At 71.3% G+C, this 18,693-nt stretch carries 18 protein-coding genes; 10 read left to right on the top strand and 8 right to left on the bottom strand.

The window, feature by feature from the left end; all coding sequences use genetic code 11:
- The first annotated feature begins 231 nt into the window (after nt 1-231).
- On the top strand, nt 232-1,899 hold the full coding sequence (locus tag DB32_RS37680; protein ID WP_053237493.1) for a DUF2330 domain-containing protein: 1,668 nt from the start codon (nt 232-234) through the stop codon (nt 1,897-1,899).
- Between the two features lie 159 nt (nt 1,900-2,058).
- Nucleotides 2,059-3,294 carry an MYXO-CTERM sorting domain-containing protein gene (locus tag DB32_RS37675; RefSeq protein ID WP_053237492.1) on the top strand — a complete coding sequence of 412 codons (1,236 nt, stop codon included), beginning with the start codon at nt 2,059-2,061 and terminating at the stop codon, nt 3,292-3,294.
- Here the strand turns inward: DB32_RS37675 and DB32_RS37670 are convergent.
- From DB32_RS37670 to DB32_RS37650, 5 genes are all read right to left on the bottom strand, one after another.
- Nucleotides 3,273-4,451 carry a hypothetical protein gene (locus DB32_RS37670; protein WP_053237491.1) on the bottom strand — a complete coding sequence of 393 codons (1,179 nt, stop codon included), beginning with the start codon at nt 4,449-4,451 and terminating at the stop codon, nt 3,273-3,275. The genes DB32_RS37675 and DB32_RS37670 overlap by 22 nt on opposite strands.
- Before the next feature lie 138 nt (nt 4,452-4,589).
- Nucleotides 4,590-6,743, bottom strand: coding sequence for a TonB-dependent receptor domain-containing protein (locus DB32_RS37665; protein WP_053237490.1), 2,154 nt, complete (start codon nt 6,741-6,743; stop codon nt 4,590-4,592).
- 1 nt (nt 6,744) lies between these two features.
- On the bottom strand, nt 6,745-8,361 hold the full coding sequence (locus DB32_RS37660) for a PepSY-associated TM helix domain-containing protein (protein WP_053237489.1): 1,617 nt from the start codon (nt 8,359-8,361) through the stop codon (nt 6,745-6,747).
- Entirely contained in the window at nt 8,358-8,606 is a 249-nt protein-coding gene (locus tag DB32_RS37655) for a hypothetical protein (RefSeq protein ID WP_053237488.1), read from the bottom strand. The genes DB32_RS37660 and DB32_RS37655 overlap by 4 nt, the downstream gene beginning before the upstream one ends.
- A 104-nt stretch (nt 8,607-8,710) precedes the next feature.
- Nucleotides 8,711-9,109 (bottom strand): four-helix bundle copper-binding protein, encoded by a 399-nt coding sequence (locus tag DB32_RS37650; protein WP_157069961.1) that lies wholly within the window; start codon nt 9,107-9,109, stop codon nt 8,711-8,713.
- A 135-nt stretch (nt 9,110-9,244) separates the two neighbouring features.
- On the opposite strand from DB32_RS37650, the gene DB32_RS37645 reads away from it, so the two are divergent.
- Nucleotides 9,245-10,249: a PLL family lectin gene (locus DB32_RS37645; RefSeq protein WP_053237487.1), complete on the top strand. Its 1,005-nt coding sequence runs from the start codon at nt 9,245-9,247 to the stop codon at nt 10,247-10,249.
- A gap of 129 nt (nt 10,250-10,378) precedes the next feature.
- Nucleotides 10,379-11,068: a hypothetical protein gene (locus DB32_RS37640; RefSeq protein ID WP_053237486.1), complete on the top strand. Its 690-nt coding sequence runs from the start codon at nt 10,379-10,381 to the stop codon at nt 11,066-11,068.
- Nucleotides 11,069-11,361: 293 nt separating this feature from the next.
- On the opposite strand, the gene DB32_RS37635 is transcribed toward DB32_RS37640, so the two are convergent.
- Nucleotides 11,362-11,832 (bottom strand): EVE domain-containing protein, encoded by a 471-nt coding sequence (locus DB32_RS37635; RefSeq protein ID WP_053237485.1) that lies wholly within the window; start codon nt 11,830-11,832, stop codon nt 11,362-11,364.
- 42 nt (nt 11,833-11,874) lie between these two features.
- Entirely contained in the window at nt 11,875-12,858 is a 984-nt protein-coding gene (locus DB32_RS37630; RefSeq protein ID WP_053237484.1) for a M14 family metallopeptidase, read from the bottom strand.
- A gap of 177 nt (nt 12,859-13,035) precedes the next feature.
- On the opposite strand from DB32_RS37630, the gene DB32_RS37625 reads away from it, so the two are divergent.
- Entirely contained in the window at nt 13,036-13,659 is a 624-nt protein-coding gene (locus DB32_RS37625; protein WP_240481302.1) for a DUF4336 domain-containing protein, read from the top strand.
- A 238-nt stretch (nt 13,660-13,897) separates the two neighbouring features.
- Here the strand turns inward: DB32_RS37625 and DB32_RS37620 are convergent, their stop codons facing one another.
- Nucleotides 13,898-14,632, bottom strand: coding sequence for a hypothetical protein (locus DB32_RS37620; protein ID WP_053237482.1), 735 nt, complete (start codon nt 14,630-14,632; stop codon nt 13,898-13,900).
- A 93-nt stretch (nt 14,633-14,725) separates the two neighbouring features.
- Here DB32_RS37620 and DB32_RS47590 point away from each other — a divergent pair, with 93 nt between their 5' ends.
- The 5 genes from DB32_RS47590 to DB32_RS37595 all read left to right on the top strand — a co-directional run bounded on the left by DB32_RS47590 (nt 14,726) and on the right by DB32_RS37595 (nt 18,568).
- Nucleotides 14,726-15,736, top strand: a complete 1,011-nt coding sequence (locus DB32_RS47590) for an aminopeptidase (protein WP_053237481.1) — start codon at nt 14,726-14,728, stop codon at nt 15,734-15,736.
- The gene (locus DB32_RS37610) at nt 15,736-16,392 is read left to right on the top strand and encodes a TIGR04282 family arsenosugar biosynthesis glycosyltransferase (RefSeq protein WP_157069958.1); all 657 of its coding nucleotides are present in this window, start codon (nt 15,736-15,738) and stop codon (nt 16,390-16,392) included. Before DB32_RS47590 ends, DB32_RS37610 begins: the two co-directional genes overlap by 1 nt.
- Complete coding sequence (locus tag DB32_RS37605) at nt 16,389-17,084, top strand: Crp/Fnr family transcriptional regulator (RefSeq protein WP_240481301.1); 696 nt, start codon at nt 16,389-16,391, stop codon at nt 17,082-17,084. Before DB32_RS37610 ends, DB32_RS37605 begins: the two co-directional genes overlap by 4 nt.
- On the top strand, nt 17,084-17,854 hold the full coding sequence (locus DB32_RS37600) for an MBL fold metallo-hydrolase (protein WP_053237478.1): 771 nt from the start codon (nt 17,084-17,086) through the stop codon (nt 17,852-17,854). The genes DB32_RS37605 and DB32_RS37600 overlap by 1 nt, the downstream gene beginning before the upstream one ends.
- A gap of 150 nt (nt 17,855-18,004) precedes the next feature.
- On the top strand, nt 18,005-18,568 hold the full coding sequence (locus tag DB32_RS37595) for a peroxiredoxin (protein WP_205627109.1): 564 nt from the start codon (nt 18,005-18,007) through the stop codon (nt 18,566-18,568).
- The last annotated feature ends 125 nt before the right edge of the window (nt 18,569-18,693 follow it).

Genomic DNA, 18,693 nt, shown 5'->3' with positions numbered 1-18,693 from the left:
CGTCCCCGCTCGCTGTGACCGCGCGCGTGATCGACGCGGCGTCCCCCACGGACGCGCCACGTCGCGCGACGATCTCCACGTGGCACGCCTCCGCACGTCGCCGAGCGCCCCCGCGCGCTCTCGACCCTCTCACATCGCGGAATTCCCGGCAATTCCTGCAGGCGCGTGACTTGCTGTTCGCACCCGCGCGGCGCGCGACGTCAGGGCGCCGGTGTGGGGGGACGAAGCCGGATGAGCACCAACGATCGTCGGTGGACGTCGTGCATGGGCGCGCTCGGGATCGCGCTCGGCGCATCGCTGCTCGCGCCCGATCGCGCGTCCGCGTGCGGCGGGTTCTTCTGCCAGAACGTCCCGATGGATCAGGCGGGCGAGAACATCCTCTTCTCGATCGAGGGGGACGGCACGCTCACCACGCACGTGCAGATCCTCTACTCGGGCGAGGCCGACGCGTTCGCGTGGATCCTCCCGCTCCCGAGCGTGCCCGAGCTCGACGTCGGCAGCGACGAGCTCTTCCGCCAGCTCGGCCAGCGCACCGCGACGCGCTTCGATCTCGCGAGCCGCACCGACGGCACCTGCCGCTACCCGCCCGAGCGCTGCGAGCTCGACGGCACCGACGACGGCCCGTGGCCCGCGCCCGGCGCGGTCGCCGACGCCGGCGCTTCGTTCGCCGACGCGGGCGGCGGCGTGACCGTCCACTTCCGCGGCGCGGTCGGTCCGTACGACGCGGTCGTGCTGCAGTCGGGCTCGGCCGACGAGCTCTTCGCGTGGCTCGACGAGAACGAGTACCGCATCCCCGACTCGTCGCGCCCGCTCGTCGCGGACTACGTCGCGGCGCGCCACGTCTTCGTCGCGCTGAAGCTCCTCGCGAACGCGAGCACCCGCGAGATCCAGCCGATCGTGCTGCGCTATCGCGAGGGCCAGCCGTGCGTGCCGATCCGCCTGACCGCGATCGCGACGATCCCCGACATGCCGATCATCGCGTACTTCCTCGCCGATCGGTACGCGACGCCGAACAACTACTCGCGCGTCGAGCCCACGTACGACGACGTCCGGCTGTGGCGGGACTTCTCGTATTACCCGACGTACGTCTCGAACCTGATCGACGACGCGGGTGGGCGCGGCTTCGTGCCCGAGTTCGCGGGGCGCACGCCCGATCTCTTCCTCGAGCTGCCCTCGGTGAGCGACCTCGCGACGCTCACCGATCCGACCGACCTCCTCCAGCAGCTGCGCGGCCGCGGGTTCGTCGGCGACTCGCAGCTCCTCGGCATCCTCGCGCGCTTCCTGCCGCCGCCTGCGATGTACGCGAGCGATCCGAGCCAGTACTACAACTGCCTCTTCTTCTCGTGGGGCTCGGCCGCGACGTGCGGCTTCGACGGCGAGCTCGACGCGGCGGGGCTCGTCGCCGCGCTCGAGACGCAGATCGTCGAGCCGCGTCGCGAGGCGCAGCAGATGCTCGCGCGGCACGCGCGGCTCACGCGCCTCTTCACGACGATGAGCGCCGACGAGATGACGCTCGACCCGACGTTCTCGCTCGACTCGGGCCTGCCCGACGTTTCGAACGCGCACGTCGCGACGGTCGTGACGGAGTGCAGCGAGCAGTACCTGCACTGGACCGCGCCGCAGCGCATCGAGCTGCCGAGCGGTCGGGCCGAGCGGTGGCGCGAGGGCATCGCGTACGGCGGGAGCGACGAGGACCTCTGCGACGACATGCGCAGCGGCGACTTCGCGCCGTGGACGTCCGAGGATCGCCTGCGGGCGACGGCAGCGCGCCGCGCGCTGCGTCCGGGCGGAGGAGGACCGCGCTGCGCGGCGAGCGCGAGCTCGCGCGCAGGAGGAGCCAGCGTGCTGTTGGCCGTCGGTGTGGTGATCGCGCTCGCGATCACGCGCCGCCGGCGTTGATGCACGCACGAGCGACCGCGCGCGTTTGGCCGCCGAGCAGCGTTGAGCGCGCGGGGAGGGGGGACGCCGCGAGGGGGCGCGATCGCGAGATCGTGTCCCCTCGCGCGTCTTCCCACCCCTTCTTTCCGTGCGATCCGCACCGCTGATAGGCTCGATCGCATGCCGCGCCACGCAGTGTCTTCGCTCTCGCTGCTCGTGCTCGTCGCGATCGTCGCCGCGGCTCCATCCGCGAGCGCGCAGCGACGCGTGCAGTACGACACGCTCACGAGCGAGTCGCCCGCCGCGATCTCGTGCGGCTTCTGCGCCGGCGAGCGGTTCGGCATGGTGTTCCGCCCGCTCGATTCGGGCGGTGGTCTGCGCGCGGACGAGTTCCCGCTCACGCTCACCTCGGTCGACGTCGGCGTCGCGCGCACTCAGATCACGGGCGGCATCCTCGAGGGCTACACGTGCTCGGGCACCGCGGGCGGCGGGATGGTCTCGATGATGATCGAAGTGTACGCGGGTCCCACCGCGCCTCGCGGATCGATCACGAGCATGCCCGGCTCGGGCCCGTGGCCCGGCGAGACGCAGGTCTTCGCGGAGAGCGCCGAGCTCAACCTCAGCGTCGAGACCACGCCGGGCTCGCGCATGTACGAGGTGATGCTGACGTCGGTGCCGATCTCGGCGCGCGTCGATGCGCCCAACACGTATCTGCGCGTCGTGGTGACGATCCCGAGCGGCGCCAGCACGTCCGCGTCGTGCAGCGATCTCGGCCTCGAGCCGCCCAGCGCGGTCGGTCTGCGCGACGACGACGGACGCATCGAGAACAACGTCGGCTTCATCTACGCGGTCGAGGCGCTCGGCGGCGCGGTCCCCGCGGGCTGGCACTGGAACGAGTCGAGCGACATCAGCGATCCCGCGACCGGCGCGACCGGCATCGGCGGGGACTGGGCGATCCGGCTCGACGTCGCGCCCGCGGGCTCGACCACGAGCGACGCGGGCGTGCGCGACGCGAGCACCACGCTCGACGCCGGCACCTCGTCGAACGACGACGCGGGCTCGAGCTCGACGAGCTGCACCGAGGATCGCGAGTGCGCGGGCGGCGAGCGGTGCAGCGCGGGCGAGTGCGTGCGCGTGACCTGCACGATGCCGACCGACTGCGCGGGCGGCATGACGTGCGTCGGCGGCATGTGCCGCGTGCTCTGCGACGACGACGACGAGTGTCGCGGCGGCGAGGTGTGCAGCACGATGGGCGGCTACTGCATGCCGGTGAGCACGTCGAGCGATGGCGGCTGCGGCTGCCGCGCGGTGGGCGCGACGGACGCACGAAGGCCGATCACCACGTGGGCGATCGGCCTCCTCCTCGCGCTCGTGATCGCGCGACGTCGCGCCGCTCAGCGCAGCTTCACGAACTGATACGACCAGCCGGGAAGCCTGACGCGCGGCGTCGCCTGGTTGCCCTCGACCTCGTAGATCTGCGTCGCGTAGCCCTCGGCCTCGCCGCCCGGGACCATCAGGAGCAGGCGGTCGTCGAACTGCACGGGCGTGAACGCGCCACCGTTGAAGTCGAGCCCCTCGAGCGGCGCCGCGGTGCTCGGGTCGTCGATGTCGAAGCGCCAGATGCGCCAGTTCAGCGTCGACAGGTAGCTCCACGGGTTCGTCGTCTCGTCGAACGACGTGCGCTCGTCGTAGAACGCCGACGCGAGCGCCTCGCCATCGCCCACGTAGGTGAACATCGCGCCGTGATGACCGTCGGTGACGTCGGCGTAGTCGAGCGTCCACTCGGGGTCGAAGCGGGTCTCGCCGGGCGCGATGCGCAGGACGCAGCTCTCGGGCGCGTCGCGCATGATCGTGCCCGCCAGCGGCCACAGCCAGTTGCTGAAGTAGATGTTGCCCGCCTCGTCCTGGTGCACGAGGTTGCCCGGCACCGGACAGCGCGTCTCGGTCACGAGCTCGATCAGCTCGTCGCTGTCGGTGTCGTAGATGGCGAGCAGGAAGTCGGTCGAGTACTCGGCCGTGTCGTAGTTCACCCAGTTGAACGTCCGGAACAGTAGGTTCCCGCGCACGGCGGCCGGTGCGCCCTCGAGCGAGAGACCCTCGCGCAGGAACTCCTCCGCGGGCTCGATCTCGCCCGTGATCTCCATCGTCGTCGGGTTCCAGATGATCGTCCGCCCGTCGGCGAAGTTCACGAGGTAGGCCTTCGTCGGGCTGAGCCAGGTGATCGCCCAGTCGTCGAGGACCGCCGACTCGAGGCCGTAGTTCGAGAAGCTGACGCGCCCCTCTTCCACCAGCTCTCCGTCGTCGTCGACGCTGTAGCGGATCACCGTGGGAGACTGCGCTTCCCCGACGAAGAGCCAGCCGTTGTAGGCCTGGATGAACGCGCGGCCGCCGCCGTACTCGCGCGTGCGTGTCGTGTCGATCTCTTCGATGTCGAGCGAGTCGAGCAGGCTGAGGTAGCTCGTCGATCCGACGTCGTCGTAGACCTCGTACATGACGGCGTAGAGCGGTCCCTCCGGGCCCGGGCCGCCGCCCGTGTCGTCGTCGCCGCCGCACCCGACGGCGCCCGCGAGCATCCCTGCGAGCAGCAGCCCGGCTGCTGCGGATGGGTTCCTACCGGTCGGCGTCCTCGAGCGCATCGTCTGCATCCTTTCGGCGAAGCCGTCCCAGGATAGGCGATGTGAGAACGATTCGCAATGTCGTTCTCAGGTAGCTCAGAGCTCCGCCGTGACGCGAACGAAGAACGAGCGCCCCGGGCGCTGCGCGCCGAAGAAGTCGAAGAGCGCCGCGTCCGCGAGGTTCTGGACCTCGAGCGACGTCGAGATGCGCGGCTCGCCGTCGACCACGTAGGTGAGCCACACGTCCTGCGCGAGCTGCGAGGACACCGTCTGCTTGTGCTCGACGCTCCCCTGCGACTCCCAGCCGCGGAAGAACTCGTGGACGTAGCGGCCACGCCATCCGAGCGTCAGCTCGTCGCGATGGCCGAGCACGCCGCTCGCGTGGAGCTCGGCCGAGAAGTTGGCGAACAAGAAGGGCCGGTTCGGGATGCGATCACCGCGGACCCGCGCGAACGTGCCCTCGGCGCTGGTGTTCCGGTCCTCCTGGTACGTCGCGTTCGCGGCGAGCACGACCCAGTCGCCCGGGCTCGTCCAGCGCACCGACGCCTCGCCGCCGACGACGAGCGCGCTGTACACGTTCTGATAGGAGAAGCTCCGCTGGGTGCCGAGGAGGACGATCATGTTCTCCCGCGCGCGCACGAAGCCGGCGATGCTCGCCTCGAAGCGCCCCGGGTCGGCGCGCACGTCGAGCGATCCCTCGAGCGTCGCGTTGTGGCTGCGCTCGGGCAAAAGATCGAGGTTCTCGACGACGAGGACTCCGTCGCCGAACACCTCGTACGGCTCGGGCAGGCGCGTCGCGTACTCGTACGTCGCGCGCGCGAGGATGCCGTCGGCGATGCGGTACCGCGCCGCCGCGCCGGCGCCGACGTCGTGCGTGCTGCGATCGTGGCGCGCGACGATCGAGTCCCGCAGCACCTCCTCCGACGCGCTCGCGTAGACGTAGTCCTTGATGAACAGCGACGTCTCGAGCGCGTCGTCGAAGACGCTCATGCGGTGCTCGATGCCGGAGACCATCGTGAAGAGGTCGCGCTGCGCGCTGAGCGGATCGCGCGCCATCGGATCGACCTGGACGCGCTCGTCGCCCGAGCGGCTCGTGAATTCGGGCGTGACGTTCGCGACGAAGAGATGCTCGGGCGTGAGCTGGAACGACAGCGTCAGGCGCGCCGGCGCCGCGTCCTCCCACACGACCTGGTCGCGCGCGCGAGGATCGATCTCGCCCGCGACGCGTCGCTCGCGGACGCGCCGTCCGTGCCAGTCGTAGACCCACGTCGACGCGTCGCGGAACGTGATCTCGCGGCGCGTGTAGCCGGCGAACGCGTCGATCGACCACTGCGTGTCGATCGTGTGCGAGTAGCGGAGGAGCCCGCCCGCCGAGACCTCGCCGTACGTCACTTCGCCGTAGGGCACCGTCATCACGACGTTGTGCTGGAGCTCGCGGTCGTACTCGTTCACGAAGCCGCGGAGCAGGAGCCGATCGGCGAACGGGACGCCGACGAGACCGACCTCCGCCGCGACGCCGTACGCGTCGTACGCGTCGTGGAAGCGGCGCACGCGCGCCGGTGAGAGGCGCCCCGCCGCGTCGGTCACGAGCACGTCGATCGGGTAGTCGTTGTCCGCGTGATCGACGAACGCGCTCGCGCCCGCGTAGAAGCCCGACGCGTCGTGCCGGTAGCCGCCGTCGACGTACGCGCGGTAGGTGCCCCACGAGCCCGCGAGGAGCGATGCCGACGCGTGCGGGACGAAGTACGCCTGCTCGCGCACGAGGTCGATCACGCCGCCGAGCGCGTCCGTGCCGAGCCGGATCGGAACCGCGCCGCGATAGATCTCGACGCGCTCGACCATCGAGAGCGGGACGTTCGAGATCCCGTGGCCGAACCCTGCGAGCTCGAGCGGGACGCCGTCGAGGAAGTAGCGGATCCCGGCGTCGCAGATCCCGTGGATGCAGATGCGCGCGCTCGAGCCGAGCCCTCCTCCGCGGCGCACCGAGATCCCTTCTTGTCGCGCGAGGACCTCGCCCGCGTCGGCGGCCTGGATGCGCACGACGTCGGTCTCGAGCACGAGCACCGAGTCCGCCGACTCCGCGATCGCGTCGGCCTCGCTCGTCGTCGACACGACGACGTCCTCGGTGAGCAAATCGTCGTCGTCGAGCTCGTCCGACGCCGGATCGGGCGCGTCTGGATCCTGCGCGAGGGCGCGCGACGCGCACGTCGCGAGCGCGAGCGCGATCAGCACGGCGACGCGCGCGCTCATCTCATGCCTCGCGCGCGCTCGGGCCGGAGACCGCGACGCGGCGCACGACGTCCGGCGCGACGGCGCGCCCGATGCGTGCTCCCGCGGCGATCGCGGCGATGCCCGTCACGGCGAACGTCACGTCGATCCACCACGCCGCGCCGAACGCATCCCCGACCGCGACGAGCGCCGTGAGCGGCGCGAGCACGCACGCGACGCCGAGCGCCACGAGCCCGAGCCGCAGCACGCTCCGGAACGAACGACGCGCCGCGTGCCACACGACGATCGCCGGCCCGAGGACCAGCGACACCGCCATCGCCGCGTACGGCGACGCGCCGGAGGCGTTCGCGAGCGCCCACGCGTGCACCGCGACCGCCGCGCCGAGCGGAAGCCCGAGCCCGGCGCCGATCGTGAGCACGCCCGCGACGCGCCCTGCGCGCGCCTCGGCGCCGCCGGTGCGTCGCACGCTCCAGATGCCGAGCCCGGTCAGCGCGAGCGACGCCGCGAGCACGCCGAGCAGCATCCACAGCGCGCGCACCAGGCCTCCGCCGAAGTTCCCGTAGTGGAGCGCCGACATCCACTGGTAGAGCGCGCCGCCGAACGACTGTCCGTTCCCGAAGCACGCGCGGACGCTCCGCCAGGTCCCGTCGCCGTCGTAGCGATGCGAGACGTCGTACTGCGGGCCGAACACCGGGCTCGTGTAGAGCGTCATGTGCGCGTCGCTGCGGCTCCAGTGCGCGACCTCGATCCACTCGACGCGCCGCGCGTCGTGCTCGCTGCGGCTGCGCGCGTCCGTGAGCGCGGCGCCGAGCGCCGTGGTCGCGGGCGCGATCGCGATCTCGGCGGCGGGCTCGGGCGCGCCGGAGAACGCGCGATCGAGCGCGGCCTCGTCCCCGCCGAACGCGGCCTCGGTGAGGAGCGGGAACACGAGCGCACCGCCGAACGAGAGGAACGCGCCGGTGAGCGAGAGCACCGCGGTGAACGGCAGCGTCCACACCGCGACCACGGTGTGCAGATCGTGCAGCAGCTTCCTCGGCGCGGCGGTGCCGCGGACCCGCGTCGCGTGACGGAAGAACGGCCGGTGCACGAAGAGCCCGGTCACCACGAGCAGCAAGAGCCCGAAGCCCACGAGGCCGGTCGCCCAGAGCCCGGTCGTGTCGGGCAGGAACAGACGGATGTGGAGATCGACGAAGAAGCGCGAGAGCGCCTCGCGTGGCGAAGGCGCGAACACCTCGTCGACCGTGCCGCTGCGTCGCGCGCGCTCGCCCCAGCTGGCCGGGTCGAGGTGCACCACCGTGCCGCGCTCGATGGGCGCGCCGCTCGCGTCCGTCGTGTGGTGATGCATCCACGCGACGACCGAGCCGTGCGCCGTCCAGAGGCCGATGTCCTCGAGGTGCTCGGGCGGCACCGTCGTCGCGACGCGCGCGATCGCTCGCTCGAGGCCGAGCGCGTCGACGTCGTGGAGCTCGGGGTGCGGTCGATCCCGGTGCGCCCACACGTCGATGTCGTCCGCGAAGACGACGATCGCGCCCGAGCCGATCACCACGAAGCCGAGGAGCCCGACGAGGAGCCCGCTCCACGTGTGCACCTCGAAGAGTCGACGGCGCGTCGACGGCCCGCTCGCGGACGGCTCGCTCATCGCGCCATCACGAAGGGCAGGAGGCTCGCGGCCGAGACCGCGACGAGGGCGGCGACCGACGTCCCGCTCCGCCCTCGGCGGACCTGGAGCACGAGGAACGCGGTCGCCCAGATCACCGGGAAGACGACGACTGGCACCACGACGTGGTCGACGCCTCCGCCGGGAGGGACCCACCGCGTCATCCCCGCGGCCACGCAGACCGCCACGGCGAGGCTCGCGACCAGTCGGATCGCGATCGCGAGCACCGCCGCCGCCCGTGGCGCCCGGTCAAGAATGATTCTCACTCGCGCGAAACTGACGGCGCGATGTCCCAGTGTCAAGGCATCGCCAGCGTCGCGTCAGCGCTCGATCACGACGCGAGCAGCGCGCGACAAGCACGCTCGCAGCGCCGGCACGCTTCCGCGCACAGCCGGCAGTGCTCGTGCACGTCCGCGTGCTGCTCGCACTCGCGCGCGCACTCTTCGCACGCGATCGCGCACGCCTCGACCATCGTGCGCGCCATGCGCGTGCCGTGCGGACCGACGCGCGAGAGCACGCGCCCCGTCGCGTCGCACACGTCGGCGCAGTCGAGGTTGAGCCGGATGCACTGGCGCAGCATCGCGACCATGCGCTCCTGCAGGCACGCGTTCGCGCAGAGCGTGCAGACCTGCGCGCACTCGAAGCACGCGTCGATGCACGCGAGCAGCGCGCGGTCGCTGCGCATGCGGATCCCGGGCGTCATCTCGAGCATCCGAGCGGTCATCTCCATGGGTCGTTCCTCCTCGGTCGATGCGAGCTAGGAACGCGCGCCGCGGCACCCAAGTGCTCGGCGGCGGACGCCCGCGACGCTTGCCTTTCCAGCGGGCGAGTGCGATGCAGAGAAACACCCGGAGGGCCTTCTCAGATGACGCGTGAGATCTCCAGCGAGAAGCGGATCGCGATCGGCAGGAACCGTGACGGACGGCTCGAGGTCTTCTTCGTCGGCAAGGACGGAGTGCTCCGCCACAACTGGCAGAGCCGGCCCAACGGTCTCTGGGAGGGCGAGAGCTCGCTGAAGCAGAACGCGATCGAGGTCGGCTGCGGCGTGAACGCCGATGGACGCCTCGAGGTCTTCTGGGTCGCGCCCGACGGCACGCTCATGCACGACTGGCAGCTCACGCCGGGCGGCAAGTGGGCGGGCGCCGAGGACCTGAAGGCGAAGGCGAAGGCGCTCGCGGTCGCGAGCAACGCGGATGGTCGCCTCGAGGTGTTCTACGTCGGCGCGGACGGCGCGCTCCACCACGACTGGCAGCTCGCGCCGAACGGCGACTGGAACGGACCGGAGAAGCTCGCGAAGGTCGCGAGCGCGGTCGCGGTCGGTCGCAACCAGGACGGTCGCCTCGAGGTGTTCTACGTCGGCGAGAACGGCGCCGTGATGCACGACTGGCAGAAGGAGCCGAACGGCGACTGGTTCGGCGCCGAGGCGCTGCAGGGCAAGGCGCGCGAGATCGTCGTCGGCAGCAACGCCGATGGTCGCCTCGAGGTGTTCTGGCGCGACGATCTCGACATCGTCTGGCACGACTGGCAGCTCGAGCCGAACGGCGACTGGCACGGCCAGGAGAGCCTCGGCGTGAAGGCCAAGCGCATCGACGTCGCGGAGAACCGCGACGGGCGCCTCGAGGTCTTCTACGTCGACGGCGACAAGAAGATCCGGAACCTCTGGCAGGTCCACGCGAACGGCGACTGGGGCACCGACCAGGAAGTGCTCGGTGACGAAGCGACCGATCTCGCGATCGGTCAGAACCAGGACGGCCGCCTCGAGCTCTTCTACTTCGGTCGTGGCTCGGAGATCTGGCACAACTGGCAGCCGCGTCCGAACGCGGGGCCGTGGAACCCGATCGTCCGGTACGACGAGCCCACGGTCGGCTGAGTCGCCGCCGGCGCCCGCGCGCTCGGATCCGGCCGCGCGGGCGTCCGATTCGCCCACTTCGCCTCGTGATCTCCGTCACCCAACCCCCCGTGGCGCGCCCTACCGACCCGCGGTAGCGTCGCACGCACAATGGGGGACACCGTTGAGCTGCCGAGCGGTCGCCTCGAGGTCGAGACCCGACCGGGTTATCTGTTCATCGTCGAGCACGGCACGCTCCGGAACGTCGACGAGGTCGATCAGTACGCCGCAGCGCTCGAGCTTCTCGTCGGGCGCACCGGCGTGCGTCGCGCGCTGATCGACTCGCGCGCCGCCGACGCGATCGAGCTCCCGCCCGACGTGCGCGATGCGCTGTGGCGCTGGCTCCTCACTGCGCGCGTCTTCGAGCAGATCGCGTTCGTGCTCGGCAGCGAGATGGCGGTCGTGCGCGTGAACATGGTCGCGCGCTCGCATCGCGCCGGGATCTGCGCGTTCGGCGCGGTGCACGAGGCGCATCGCTGGCTGAGCGGACGACAGCGCACGCTCTCGCAGACGTTCAGCGCGCCGCTCGGCGCGATGTCGCAGACGCCGGTCCCGCCGCCGCGCGCCGAGCGCGAGCCGCGCAGCAGCGTTCCTCCGCCGCCGCCCCCGCGCACGAAGAGCGACGTCTATCCGGCGCGCGATGCGAGCGGCGCCCCGATGCCCCAGCGCGCGTCCTCGGCGAGCACCGGTCGCTTCACCGCGCTCCCGCCGGCGCGCGCGCCGTCGCAGCCGGGCCTCGAGCAGGTCCGCCCGACGCGCGAGCTCGAGCCAGCGCGCCGCAAGAAGGTCGAAGAGACCTGACGCGCCAGCCGGGCTGGGCAATCAAATCGGCTCACCCACGGAGGGCCCTCCCGTCCGCGTGCTCCGCACGCTGCCGTGCGGGCCCTCCGCGGGCGAGCACTCCAGCTGGGCAAACAATCGGCTCACCCACTCCGGGCCCTCCCGTCCGCGTGCTCCGCACGCTGCCGTGCGGGCCCTCCGCGGGCGAGCACTCCCGCTGGGCAAACAATCGGCTCACCCACTCCGGGCCCTCCCGTCCGCGTGCTCCGCACGCTCCCGTGCGGGCCCTCCGCGGGCGAGCACTCCCGCTGGGCTCAGAGCTTCGTCTTCGCGCCTGCCAGCTTCAGCACGCGCGCGAAGTGCTTCTTCTCGACGGGCTGCACCGACAGGCGCTGTCCCTTCTTGATCACGAGCATCCCGTCGAGCGCCTTGTCGCTCTTCAGTCGATCGAGCGAGACCACCTCGTCGAACGCCTCGACGAACTCGACGTCGACCATGAGCCAGCGCGGATCGTCCTTCGGCGAGCCCTCGTCGTAGTACTCGCTCTTCGGGTCGAATTGCGTCGGGTCGGGGTACGCCAGCTTCGCTACCCGCGCGACGCCCGCGACGCCCGATGGATCCGCGTTCGAGTGGTAGTAGAGGACGAGGTCGCCGACCTTCATGTCGTCGCGCATGAAGTTGCGTGCCTGGTAGTTGCGCACGCCTTCCCACGTCGTCGTGCGATCACGCGCGAGATCCTGGATCGAGAAGACGTCGGGCTCGCTCTTCATCAGCCACAGCTTCATCGCGGCGGACGATAGGGCACGCGCGAGAGCGCGTCGATCGCCTCATTCGCTCGCGTGACCGAAGCCGAGGAACGGCAGCAGCGCGTGCTGCAGCTCGGTCACGTGACGCACCGGGCGCGGCGGGTTGTACCAGCGGAACGGCACGACCCAGCTCGAGGGATCGAAGAACGACAGACCCCCGCGCGAGCACTCGACGAGCAGCGGCGACATCCCCTCGTGCAGCAGGTGATCGACCTCCATGCCGTGCGCGAAGAAGCCGGGCACCCAGCGCGCGACGCTACGAATTCCGTAGCGCTTGCGCAGCGCGCGCCGGACCTCGCGCGCCATCGCGTGCAGGCGCGGATGCTCGGGCGGGAGCGCCCATCGTCCGCCGTAGGGCAGGAGCAACACCGCGCCGAACGAGTGCAGCGAGAGCGCGCGCTCGAGTCGGGTGTGGCCCGCCTCTTTCACCTCGAGGATCGTGTCGAGCACCGCGCGGATCTCGGGCTCCGACGCGGGGTGCGAGCCCGCGCTCCCGAGCAGCGGCAGCACGCGCGGGATGAGCCCGGTGGGCGCCCAGTGCGTCGGCCAGTTGCGGTTGAGATCGACGCCGCGCGCGTTCGCGCGCGAGTAACGCATCTTCCTGCCCGAGCGCAGATCGCGCTCCGCGCGGCGATAGCCGTCGGGGTTCAGCACCGGGAACGCGACGATGCGGCGATCGCCGGGCTCGTCCGCGATCGCGTCGAGGATCGCGAGCGCGACCTCCACGCCGATCCACTCCATCGCGTGAGTGCCCGCGATCATGAGCGAGCCGCTGCTCGCGCGGACGTCGCCGATGTCGACGCGCAGCACCGGCGCCCCCTCGTGCGAGCGCCCCGCGACGGTCACGCGCGCGCCGCGATCGCGCAGCGCCGCGATCGCGCCCACCACCTCGCCGAAGCCGCGATAGCGTCCGATGCGCGTGAGGTCGACGTCGTCGCGCAGCGGCGGATCGTCGAGGAACGGCGCGATCGCGTCGGCGAGCGCAGCGAGATCGTCGGCGCTCATCGAGCCGCGTGTGCTCGGGTGCGGAGATCGATCGTCGTGCTCATCGCTCGTTCCCTCCGGGGCTCGTGCTAGCAAGCCACGGTGCCGAAAGCATTCGAGGAGTGGAAGGTCCTATCGCATGGGCCGATCGAGGTCCTCGCGAGCAACCTGTGGCGCGTCTGGGGGTCGCTGCCCGGCATGTCCCTGAAGCGAACGATGACGATCGTTCGCCTCGCGGACGGACGGCTCGTCGTGCACAGCGGCATCGCGCTCGGCGCGCGCGAGATGGAGCGCATCGAGGCGTGGGGCGCGCCTGCGTTCCTGGTCGTGCCGAACGCAGGACACCGGCTCGATGCGAAGGCGTACGCCGCGCGTTATCCGCACGCGCGCGTCGTCGCGCCGCGCGGCGCGAAGAAGGGCGTCGAGGAGGTCGTGCACGTCGACGCGACCTACGCCGACGTCGACGTCGGCGATGCGAGCGTGCGCTTCGAGACGCTCGCCGGCGTCGACGAAGGGGAGGGCGCGATGATCGTGCGCTCCGACGACGGCGTGACCGTCGTGCTCAACGACTGCGTGATGAACATGGACCGCAAGCGCGATCCGCTGGGCTTCTTCTTCACGACGCTGCTCGGCTCCGCGCCCGGGCCGCGCGTGTCGCGCCTCGTGCGTCGGGTGTTCGTGAAGGATCGCAGCGCGCTGCGCCGCGATCTCGAGCGCCTCGCGGCGCTGCCCGATCTGACGCGCCTCGTGGTGTCGCACGAGAAGGTCGCGCACGGCGCCGAGGCGCGGCGGGCCCTCGAGCGCGCGGCGACCTATCTGTGAGATGCATGCTATGAGCACACGATCGTGCGCGCTCCCGTCCGGGGCCTGCGGGACGAGCACTCCGGGAACAAATCGGCTCGCCCGCCGGGCCCTACCGTCTGCGCGCTTCGCGCGCTCCCGTCCGGGGCCTGCGGGACGAGCACTCCGGGAAAGAATCGGCTCGCCCGCCGGGCCCTACCGTCCGCGCGCTTCGCGCGCTCCCGTCCGGGACCGGCGGGACGAGCACTCCGGCAGGTGCTCACAGCACATAGGCGAGACCGAGCGAGAGCCGGAAGATCTCCTGCTGCGGGTAGAGCGGCACCGCGCGCCCCGATCCGTCCGCGACGCCCGCGCCTCCCGACACCTCGGCGAACAGCATCGTCTGAAGCGTCATCAGCGCCTCGATGCCGAGCGTCGCGCTGAACGTGCCGATGGCGCGCACGTCCTCGCCGTTCGTCCACGACACCCCCGCGCCCGCGTCGACGCCCGCGAGCACCGTGACGCGCTCCGCGACGCGCCACCCGAGGCGCGGTCCGACCTCGAGCCGCGACGACACCCCGAGATCGTTCGCGCGCACGCCCTCGGCCTCGCCGAAGAGCCGCCCTTCACCGAGCGCGACCTGCGGCGCGATCCGCAGCGCGAGATCGACGTCGCCCTCGCCGAACAGATGGACGCGCATCGGCACGATCAGCTCGCCGCCCGCGCCGGTGACGAGCCCCATCACCGGCGAGCCGTACACCACCGCGACCCGCGCGCCGACGTTGAACGTCGAGTCCGGTGCGAGCTCGACGTGCGCCCAGAGCCCGGGCCATCCGAGCGCCGCGGCCATCAGCACCTGCCCGACGCCGAGCGTGCGCCCGCTGAGGAACGACGCCTCGCCCGAGGTCGGCCGCACCTCCTCGGTGGGTGGAGCCCAGCCGTCCTCGGCGCTCTGCGCGCGCGCGCTCGATGCGATGCCGAGCGCGAGCACGAGCGCGGCGAGGTGGAAACGCATGGCGCGGCGCTATCACGAAGTCGCCGAGCGCGGAAGTGGGGCGCGTCCCGAGTGGACCGCGCCCCGAGCGTCGGACCAGACTCGGATCGCAGCATGTCGGCGACGGCGCTCTCCCGGGTCACCGTCTCGCAGCTCGATCTCGCGGCGCGCGAGGTCGTGGGCAGCGCGCTCGCGGTGCGCGAGCGAGAGGTCGTCGCGATCTTCGCGGACGCGACGTCGGTGCGCATGGGCGACGCGCTCGCGCGCGCGGTCGAGGCGCGCGGCGCGGAGCCGCGGATGATCTGGCTCGACGATCTCGGGCCACGCCCTCTGCTCGAGCTCCCGGTCGGCATCGACGTCGTGCTCGAGGGCATGACCGCGAGCGCGTTCGTCGCGAGCGCCCCCGCGCCCGAGATCACGATGCGTCGCGCGCTGCTCGCGAAGCTCACCGGGCAGCGCGTGCGTCACGCGCACATGCCGGGCGTCAGCCACCTCGCGTTCGTGCGCGGGCTGCGCGTCGACTACGACGCGGTCGCGGGCCACGGCATGCGCTTGCTCGCGCGCCTGACGTCGTCGACGCGCATCACCGTGAGCTCCGCGAGCGGGACGCGGCTGCGCATCGCGACCTCGCCCGCGACGCGCTGGATGCCGCAGCTCGGTCAGCTCGAGCCGGGGCGCTGGGGCAACCTCCCGGCGGGCGCGCTCTACGCGGTGCCGGACTCGATCGACGGCGTGTACGTCGCGAACGCCGCGGTCGGCCCACACGCGACGTCGAGCACGCCGGTCACGCTCTACATCGCCGACGGTCGCGTGGTGCGCCTCGCGGCCGAGGACGATCCGGTGCTCGAGCAGATGCTGCGTGCGCGCATCGAGTCGGCGCCGAACCGCGATCGTGTCGGGCTCGTCGCGATCGGATGCAACTACGGGATCGTCGAGTCCACCGGCGAGGCGATCGTCGATCAGAACATGCCGGGCCTGCACCTCGCGCTCGGCGATGCCGCGTCGGACGTGACCGGCGTCGCATGGAGCGCGGCGGGATCGCTCCCGTGCTGCGCGGCGGGCACGTCGGTCGTGGTCGACGGCGAGGCGATCGTGCGGAGCGGCGTGCTCGTCGATCCGAGCTGATGCGCGTCGCGATCTTCGCGCGCCCGCCGATCCCCGGTCGCTGCAAGACACGCCTCGCGCGCGCGATCGGCGATGTGCGCGCCGCCGAGCTCCACGCCGCGTTCGTGATCGACACGCTCGAGCACGTGCGTGCGCGCGAAGGGCTGCGCCCCGAGCTCCACGTGACCGAGCTCCATCCGTTCTTCGCGCAGCTCCGCGCGCGCTTCGAGCTGCCTCCGCCCATCGTGCAGGTCGAGGGCGATCTCGGCGCGCGCATGCGCCACGCGCTCGATCGCGAGCCAGGCCCGGCGTGTGTGATCGGCACCGACGCGCCCACGCTGCCGCACGCGCTGATCGGTCGCGCGAGCATCGCGCTCGGCGACGACGACTTCGTGTGCACGCCGACGAGCGACGGCGGCTACGCGCTCATCGGCAGCGCGGGTCGCGCACCCTCGACGTTCCTCGAAGATCCGCGCATCCGCTGGTCCTCCCGCCACGCGCTCGCCGACACGATGCGCGCCGCGCCGTCGCGCATCGCGCTCACCGCGCCCTGGTACGACGTCGACGAGCCCGCCGATCTCGCGCTGCTCGGGACGCACCTCACCCTCGATCCGCGCGCAGCGCCCGCCACCGCCGCCCTGCTCCTCGGCCAGAGACGGCGAACATCCACGTTTTGACCACACCTCGCGCACCCGTTACGCTCACAGGCCATATGGGCGAGGGCGACGCGCTCTTCGCGCGGTTCGGCCGCACCTTCGAGCCGGGAGAGGTGCTGTTCCGCGAGGACGAGCCCGGCAACACGATGTTCGTGATCCAGCAGGGTCAGGTCCGGATCACCAAGGCGACCCGCGACGGCACGAAGACGCTCGCGATCCTCGGCCCCGGAGAGTTCTTCGGCGAGATGGCGATCCTCAACTCGAAGCCGCGCAACGCCACCGCAGAGGCGCTCTCGCCGCTGCGCTGCCTGGTGATCGACGCGCGCACCTTCGGGCAGATGGTCGTCAGCAACGCCGAGATCGCGGTCCGCATGATCACCAAGCTCGCGCGCCGGCTCGACTCGGCGAACGCGCTGATCGAGGTGCTCATGCACCGCGACCCGAAGGCGCGCGTGATCCTCGGTCTCTCGCGCCAGGCGGAGATGATCGGCGAGGAGCGCGACGACGGCTCGGTCTGGGTCCCGATCACGCGCACCGATCTCGCGGCCGAGATCGGGCTCAGCGAAGAAGAGACGGAGGACGTGCTGGTGCGCTTGCGTCGTCTGCGGATCGTCGAAGGAGGAGACGACGGCTTCGTCGTCGGCGACGTCCAGCGCCTGCAGGAGTTCCTCGAGTTCCTCGAGATGCGCGAGCGCTTCGGGGACGGCAACTGATGGAACTACGAGTCCTCGGCTGCCACGGCGGTGAGACGCCGAAGCACAAGACCTCGAGCTTCCTCCTCGACGGGAAGGTCGCGATCGACGCCGGCGCGGTGACCTCGATGCTCACGCTCGAGGAGCAGCACGCGATCGAGACGGTGCTCGTCAGCCACGCGCACCTCGACCACGTGCGCGACCTCGCGACGCTCGCCGACAACCGCTGCCAGCAGGGCGGGCCGCCGCTGGTGATCGCGGGCATCCCCGAGACGCTCGAGGTGCTGAAGAAGCACTTCTTCAACGACCTGCTGTGGCCCGACTTCTCGAAGATCCCCGCGGGGAGCTCGGGGATGACGATCGAGCTGCGCCCGCTCGTGCCCGAGGAGACGACCGAGCTCAGCGGGATGCGCATCACGCCGGTGCTGGTGCACCACACGATCGACGCGTCGGGCTTCGTCGTGGAGACGCCGAGCGGTGCGCTCGGCTACTCCGGCGACACCGGGCCGACCACGCGGTTCTGGGAGAAGCTCAACGCGACGCGCGATCTCCGCGCGCTGCTGATGGAGATCTCGTTCCCCGACGAGCACCACAAGCTCGCGAAGGTGAGCGGCCACCACACGCCCGAGACGCTCGAGGCGGAGCTGCAGAAGCTCCACGATCACCGCGAGCTGCCGGTGCTCCTCTATCACATCAAGCCGGTGTTCGAGCAGCGCGTCGAGAAGGAGCTGTCGCGCATCCGCGATCGCAACCTCGACATCTGTCGGTTGGGCGATCAGTTCGTCCTGTAGCGACGACAGAGAGAATCCACCGCAGAGGGCGCAGAGAGCGCGCGCTTCTCCCCTCTGCGGCCCTCTGTGTCCTCGGTGGTTCACTCCGTCCGGTCATTGCGGAACCGGGCGAGGCGGCGCATGTCCGTGGCCTCGACAGGAGAGGTCGGAATGCGGCTGCGGATGATCGGGAACGTGGTGATCGCGGCGATGCTCGCGGCGTGCGGAGGATCGCAGCAAGTGAGCGGCGGCGGCGGGACGACCGCCGAAGCAGCGCCCGCGCGCGAGACGCCGGTGCCCGTCGGTGAGGCGGCGCCTGCGTTCATGCTGCAGGACCAGACGGGGCGGGTGCGGCAGCTCTCCGAGTACCGCGGTCACCCCGTGGTCCTCTACTTCTATCCGCGCGATGCGACGCCGGGCTGCACCGCGGAGGCGTGCGCGTTCCGCGACGCGTGGGATCGGCTGCAGGGCACGGGCGCGGTCGTGCTCGGCGTGTCGACCGACGACGTCGAGTCGCATCGTCGCTTCCACGACGAGCACCAGCTGCCCTTCGAGCTGCTCGCGGATCTCGATGGTCGCGTCGCGCAGCAGTACGGCGTGCCGATGCAGATGGGCATGACCGCGCGCATGACGTTCCTGATCGACGACGAGGGCGTCGTCCGGCACGTGTGGGAGGACGTCGATCCCGGCGTGCACGTCGACGAGGTGATCGCGGAGATCGACGAGCTGCCGTGAGTCGATGTGGGCGGCGCACCGCGCGCGCCGCGCACGCAATGTGAGCGCAACGATGCGACGTGGATGTCGCGCAGCGCTCACGCGTGAGCTGCGCGTTCCGTCCGCGCGCGCGGAGGCGTGAGCAC

Source organism: Sandaracinus amylolyticus (assembly GCF_000737325.1).
In the GTDB taxonomy this organism is placed as follows: domain Bacteria; phylum Myxococcota_A; class Polyangia; order Polyangiales; family Sandaracinaceae; genus Sandaracinus; species Sandaracinus amylolyticus.
This window is presented reverse-complemented; position numbering and strand designations above follow the sequence as displayed.

Excerpts from the sequence above, each read along its gene's own strand:
- DB32_RS37645 (WP_053237487.1), top strand. The coding sequence starts at position 9,245 with ATGACGCGTGAGATCTCCAGCGAGAAGCGGATCGCGATCGGCAGGAAC.
- DB32_RS37675 (WP_053237492.1), top strand. The coding sequence starts at position 2,059 with ATGCCGCGCCACGCAGTGTCTTCGCTCTCGCTGCTCGTGCTCGTCGCG.
- DB32_RS47590 (WP_053237481.1), top strand. The coding sequence starts at position 14,726 with ATGTCGGCGACGGCGCTCTCCCGGGTCACCGTCTCGCAGCTCGATCTC.
- DB32_RS37600 (WP_053237478.1), top strand. The coding sequence starts at position 17,084 with ATGGAACTACGAGTCCTCGGCTGCCACGGCGGTGAGACGCCGAAGCAC.
- DB32_RS37650 (WP_157069961.1), bottom strand. The coding sequence starts at position 9,109 with ATGGAGATGACCGCTCGGATGCTCGAGATGACGCCCGGGATCCGCATG.
- DB32_RS37595 (WP_205627109.1), top strand. The coding sequence starts at position 18,005 with ATGCGGCTGCGGATGATCGGGAACGTGGTGATCGCGGCGATGCTCGCG.
- DB32_RS37610 (WP_157069958.1), top strand. The coding sequence starts at position 15,736 with ATGCGCGTCGCGATCTTCGCGCGCCCGCCGATCCCCGGTCGCTGCAAG.
- DB32_RS37665 (WP_053237490.1), bottom strand. The coding sequence starts at position 6,743 with ATGAGCGCGCGCGTCGCCGTGCTGATCGCGCTCGCGCTCGCGACGTGC.
- DB32_RS37640 (WP_053237486.1), top strand. The coding sequence starts at position 10,379 with ATGGGGGACACCGTTGAGCTGCCGAGCGGTCGCCTCGAGGTCGAGACC.
- DB32_RS37670 (WP_053237491.1), bottom strand. The coding sequence starts at position 4,451 with ATGCTCGCGGGCGCCGTCGGGTGCGGCGGCGACGACGACACGGGCGGC.
- DB32_RS37620 (WP_053237482.1), bottom strand. The coding sequence starts at position 14,632 with ATGCGTTTCCACCTCGCCGCGCTCGTGCTCGCGCTCGGCATCGCATCG.
- DB32_RS37680 (WP_053237493.1), top strand. The coding sequence starts at position 232 with ATGAGCACCAACGATCGTCGGTGGACGTCGTGCATGGGCGCGCTCGGG.
- DB32_RS37630 (WP_053237484.1), bottom strand. The coding sequence starts at position 12,858 with ATGAGCGCCGACGATCTCGCTGCGCTCGCCGACGCGATCGCGCCGTTC.
- DB32_RS37635 (WP_053237485.1), bottom strand. The coding sequence starts at position 11,832 with ATGAAGCTGTGGCTGATGAAGAGCGAGCCCGACGTCTTCTCGATCCAG.
- DB32_RS37625 (WP_240481302.1), top strand. The coding sequence starts at position 13,036 with ATGTCCCTGAAGCGAACGATGACGATCGTTCGCCTCGCGGACGGACGG.
- DB32_RS37660 (WP_053237489.1), bottom strand. The coding sequence starts at position 8,361 with ATGAGCGAGCCGTCCGCGAGCGGGCCGTCGACGCGCCGTCGACTCTTC.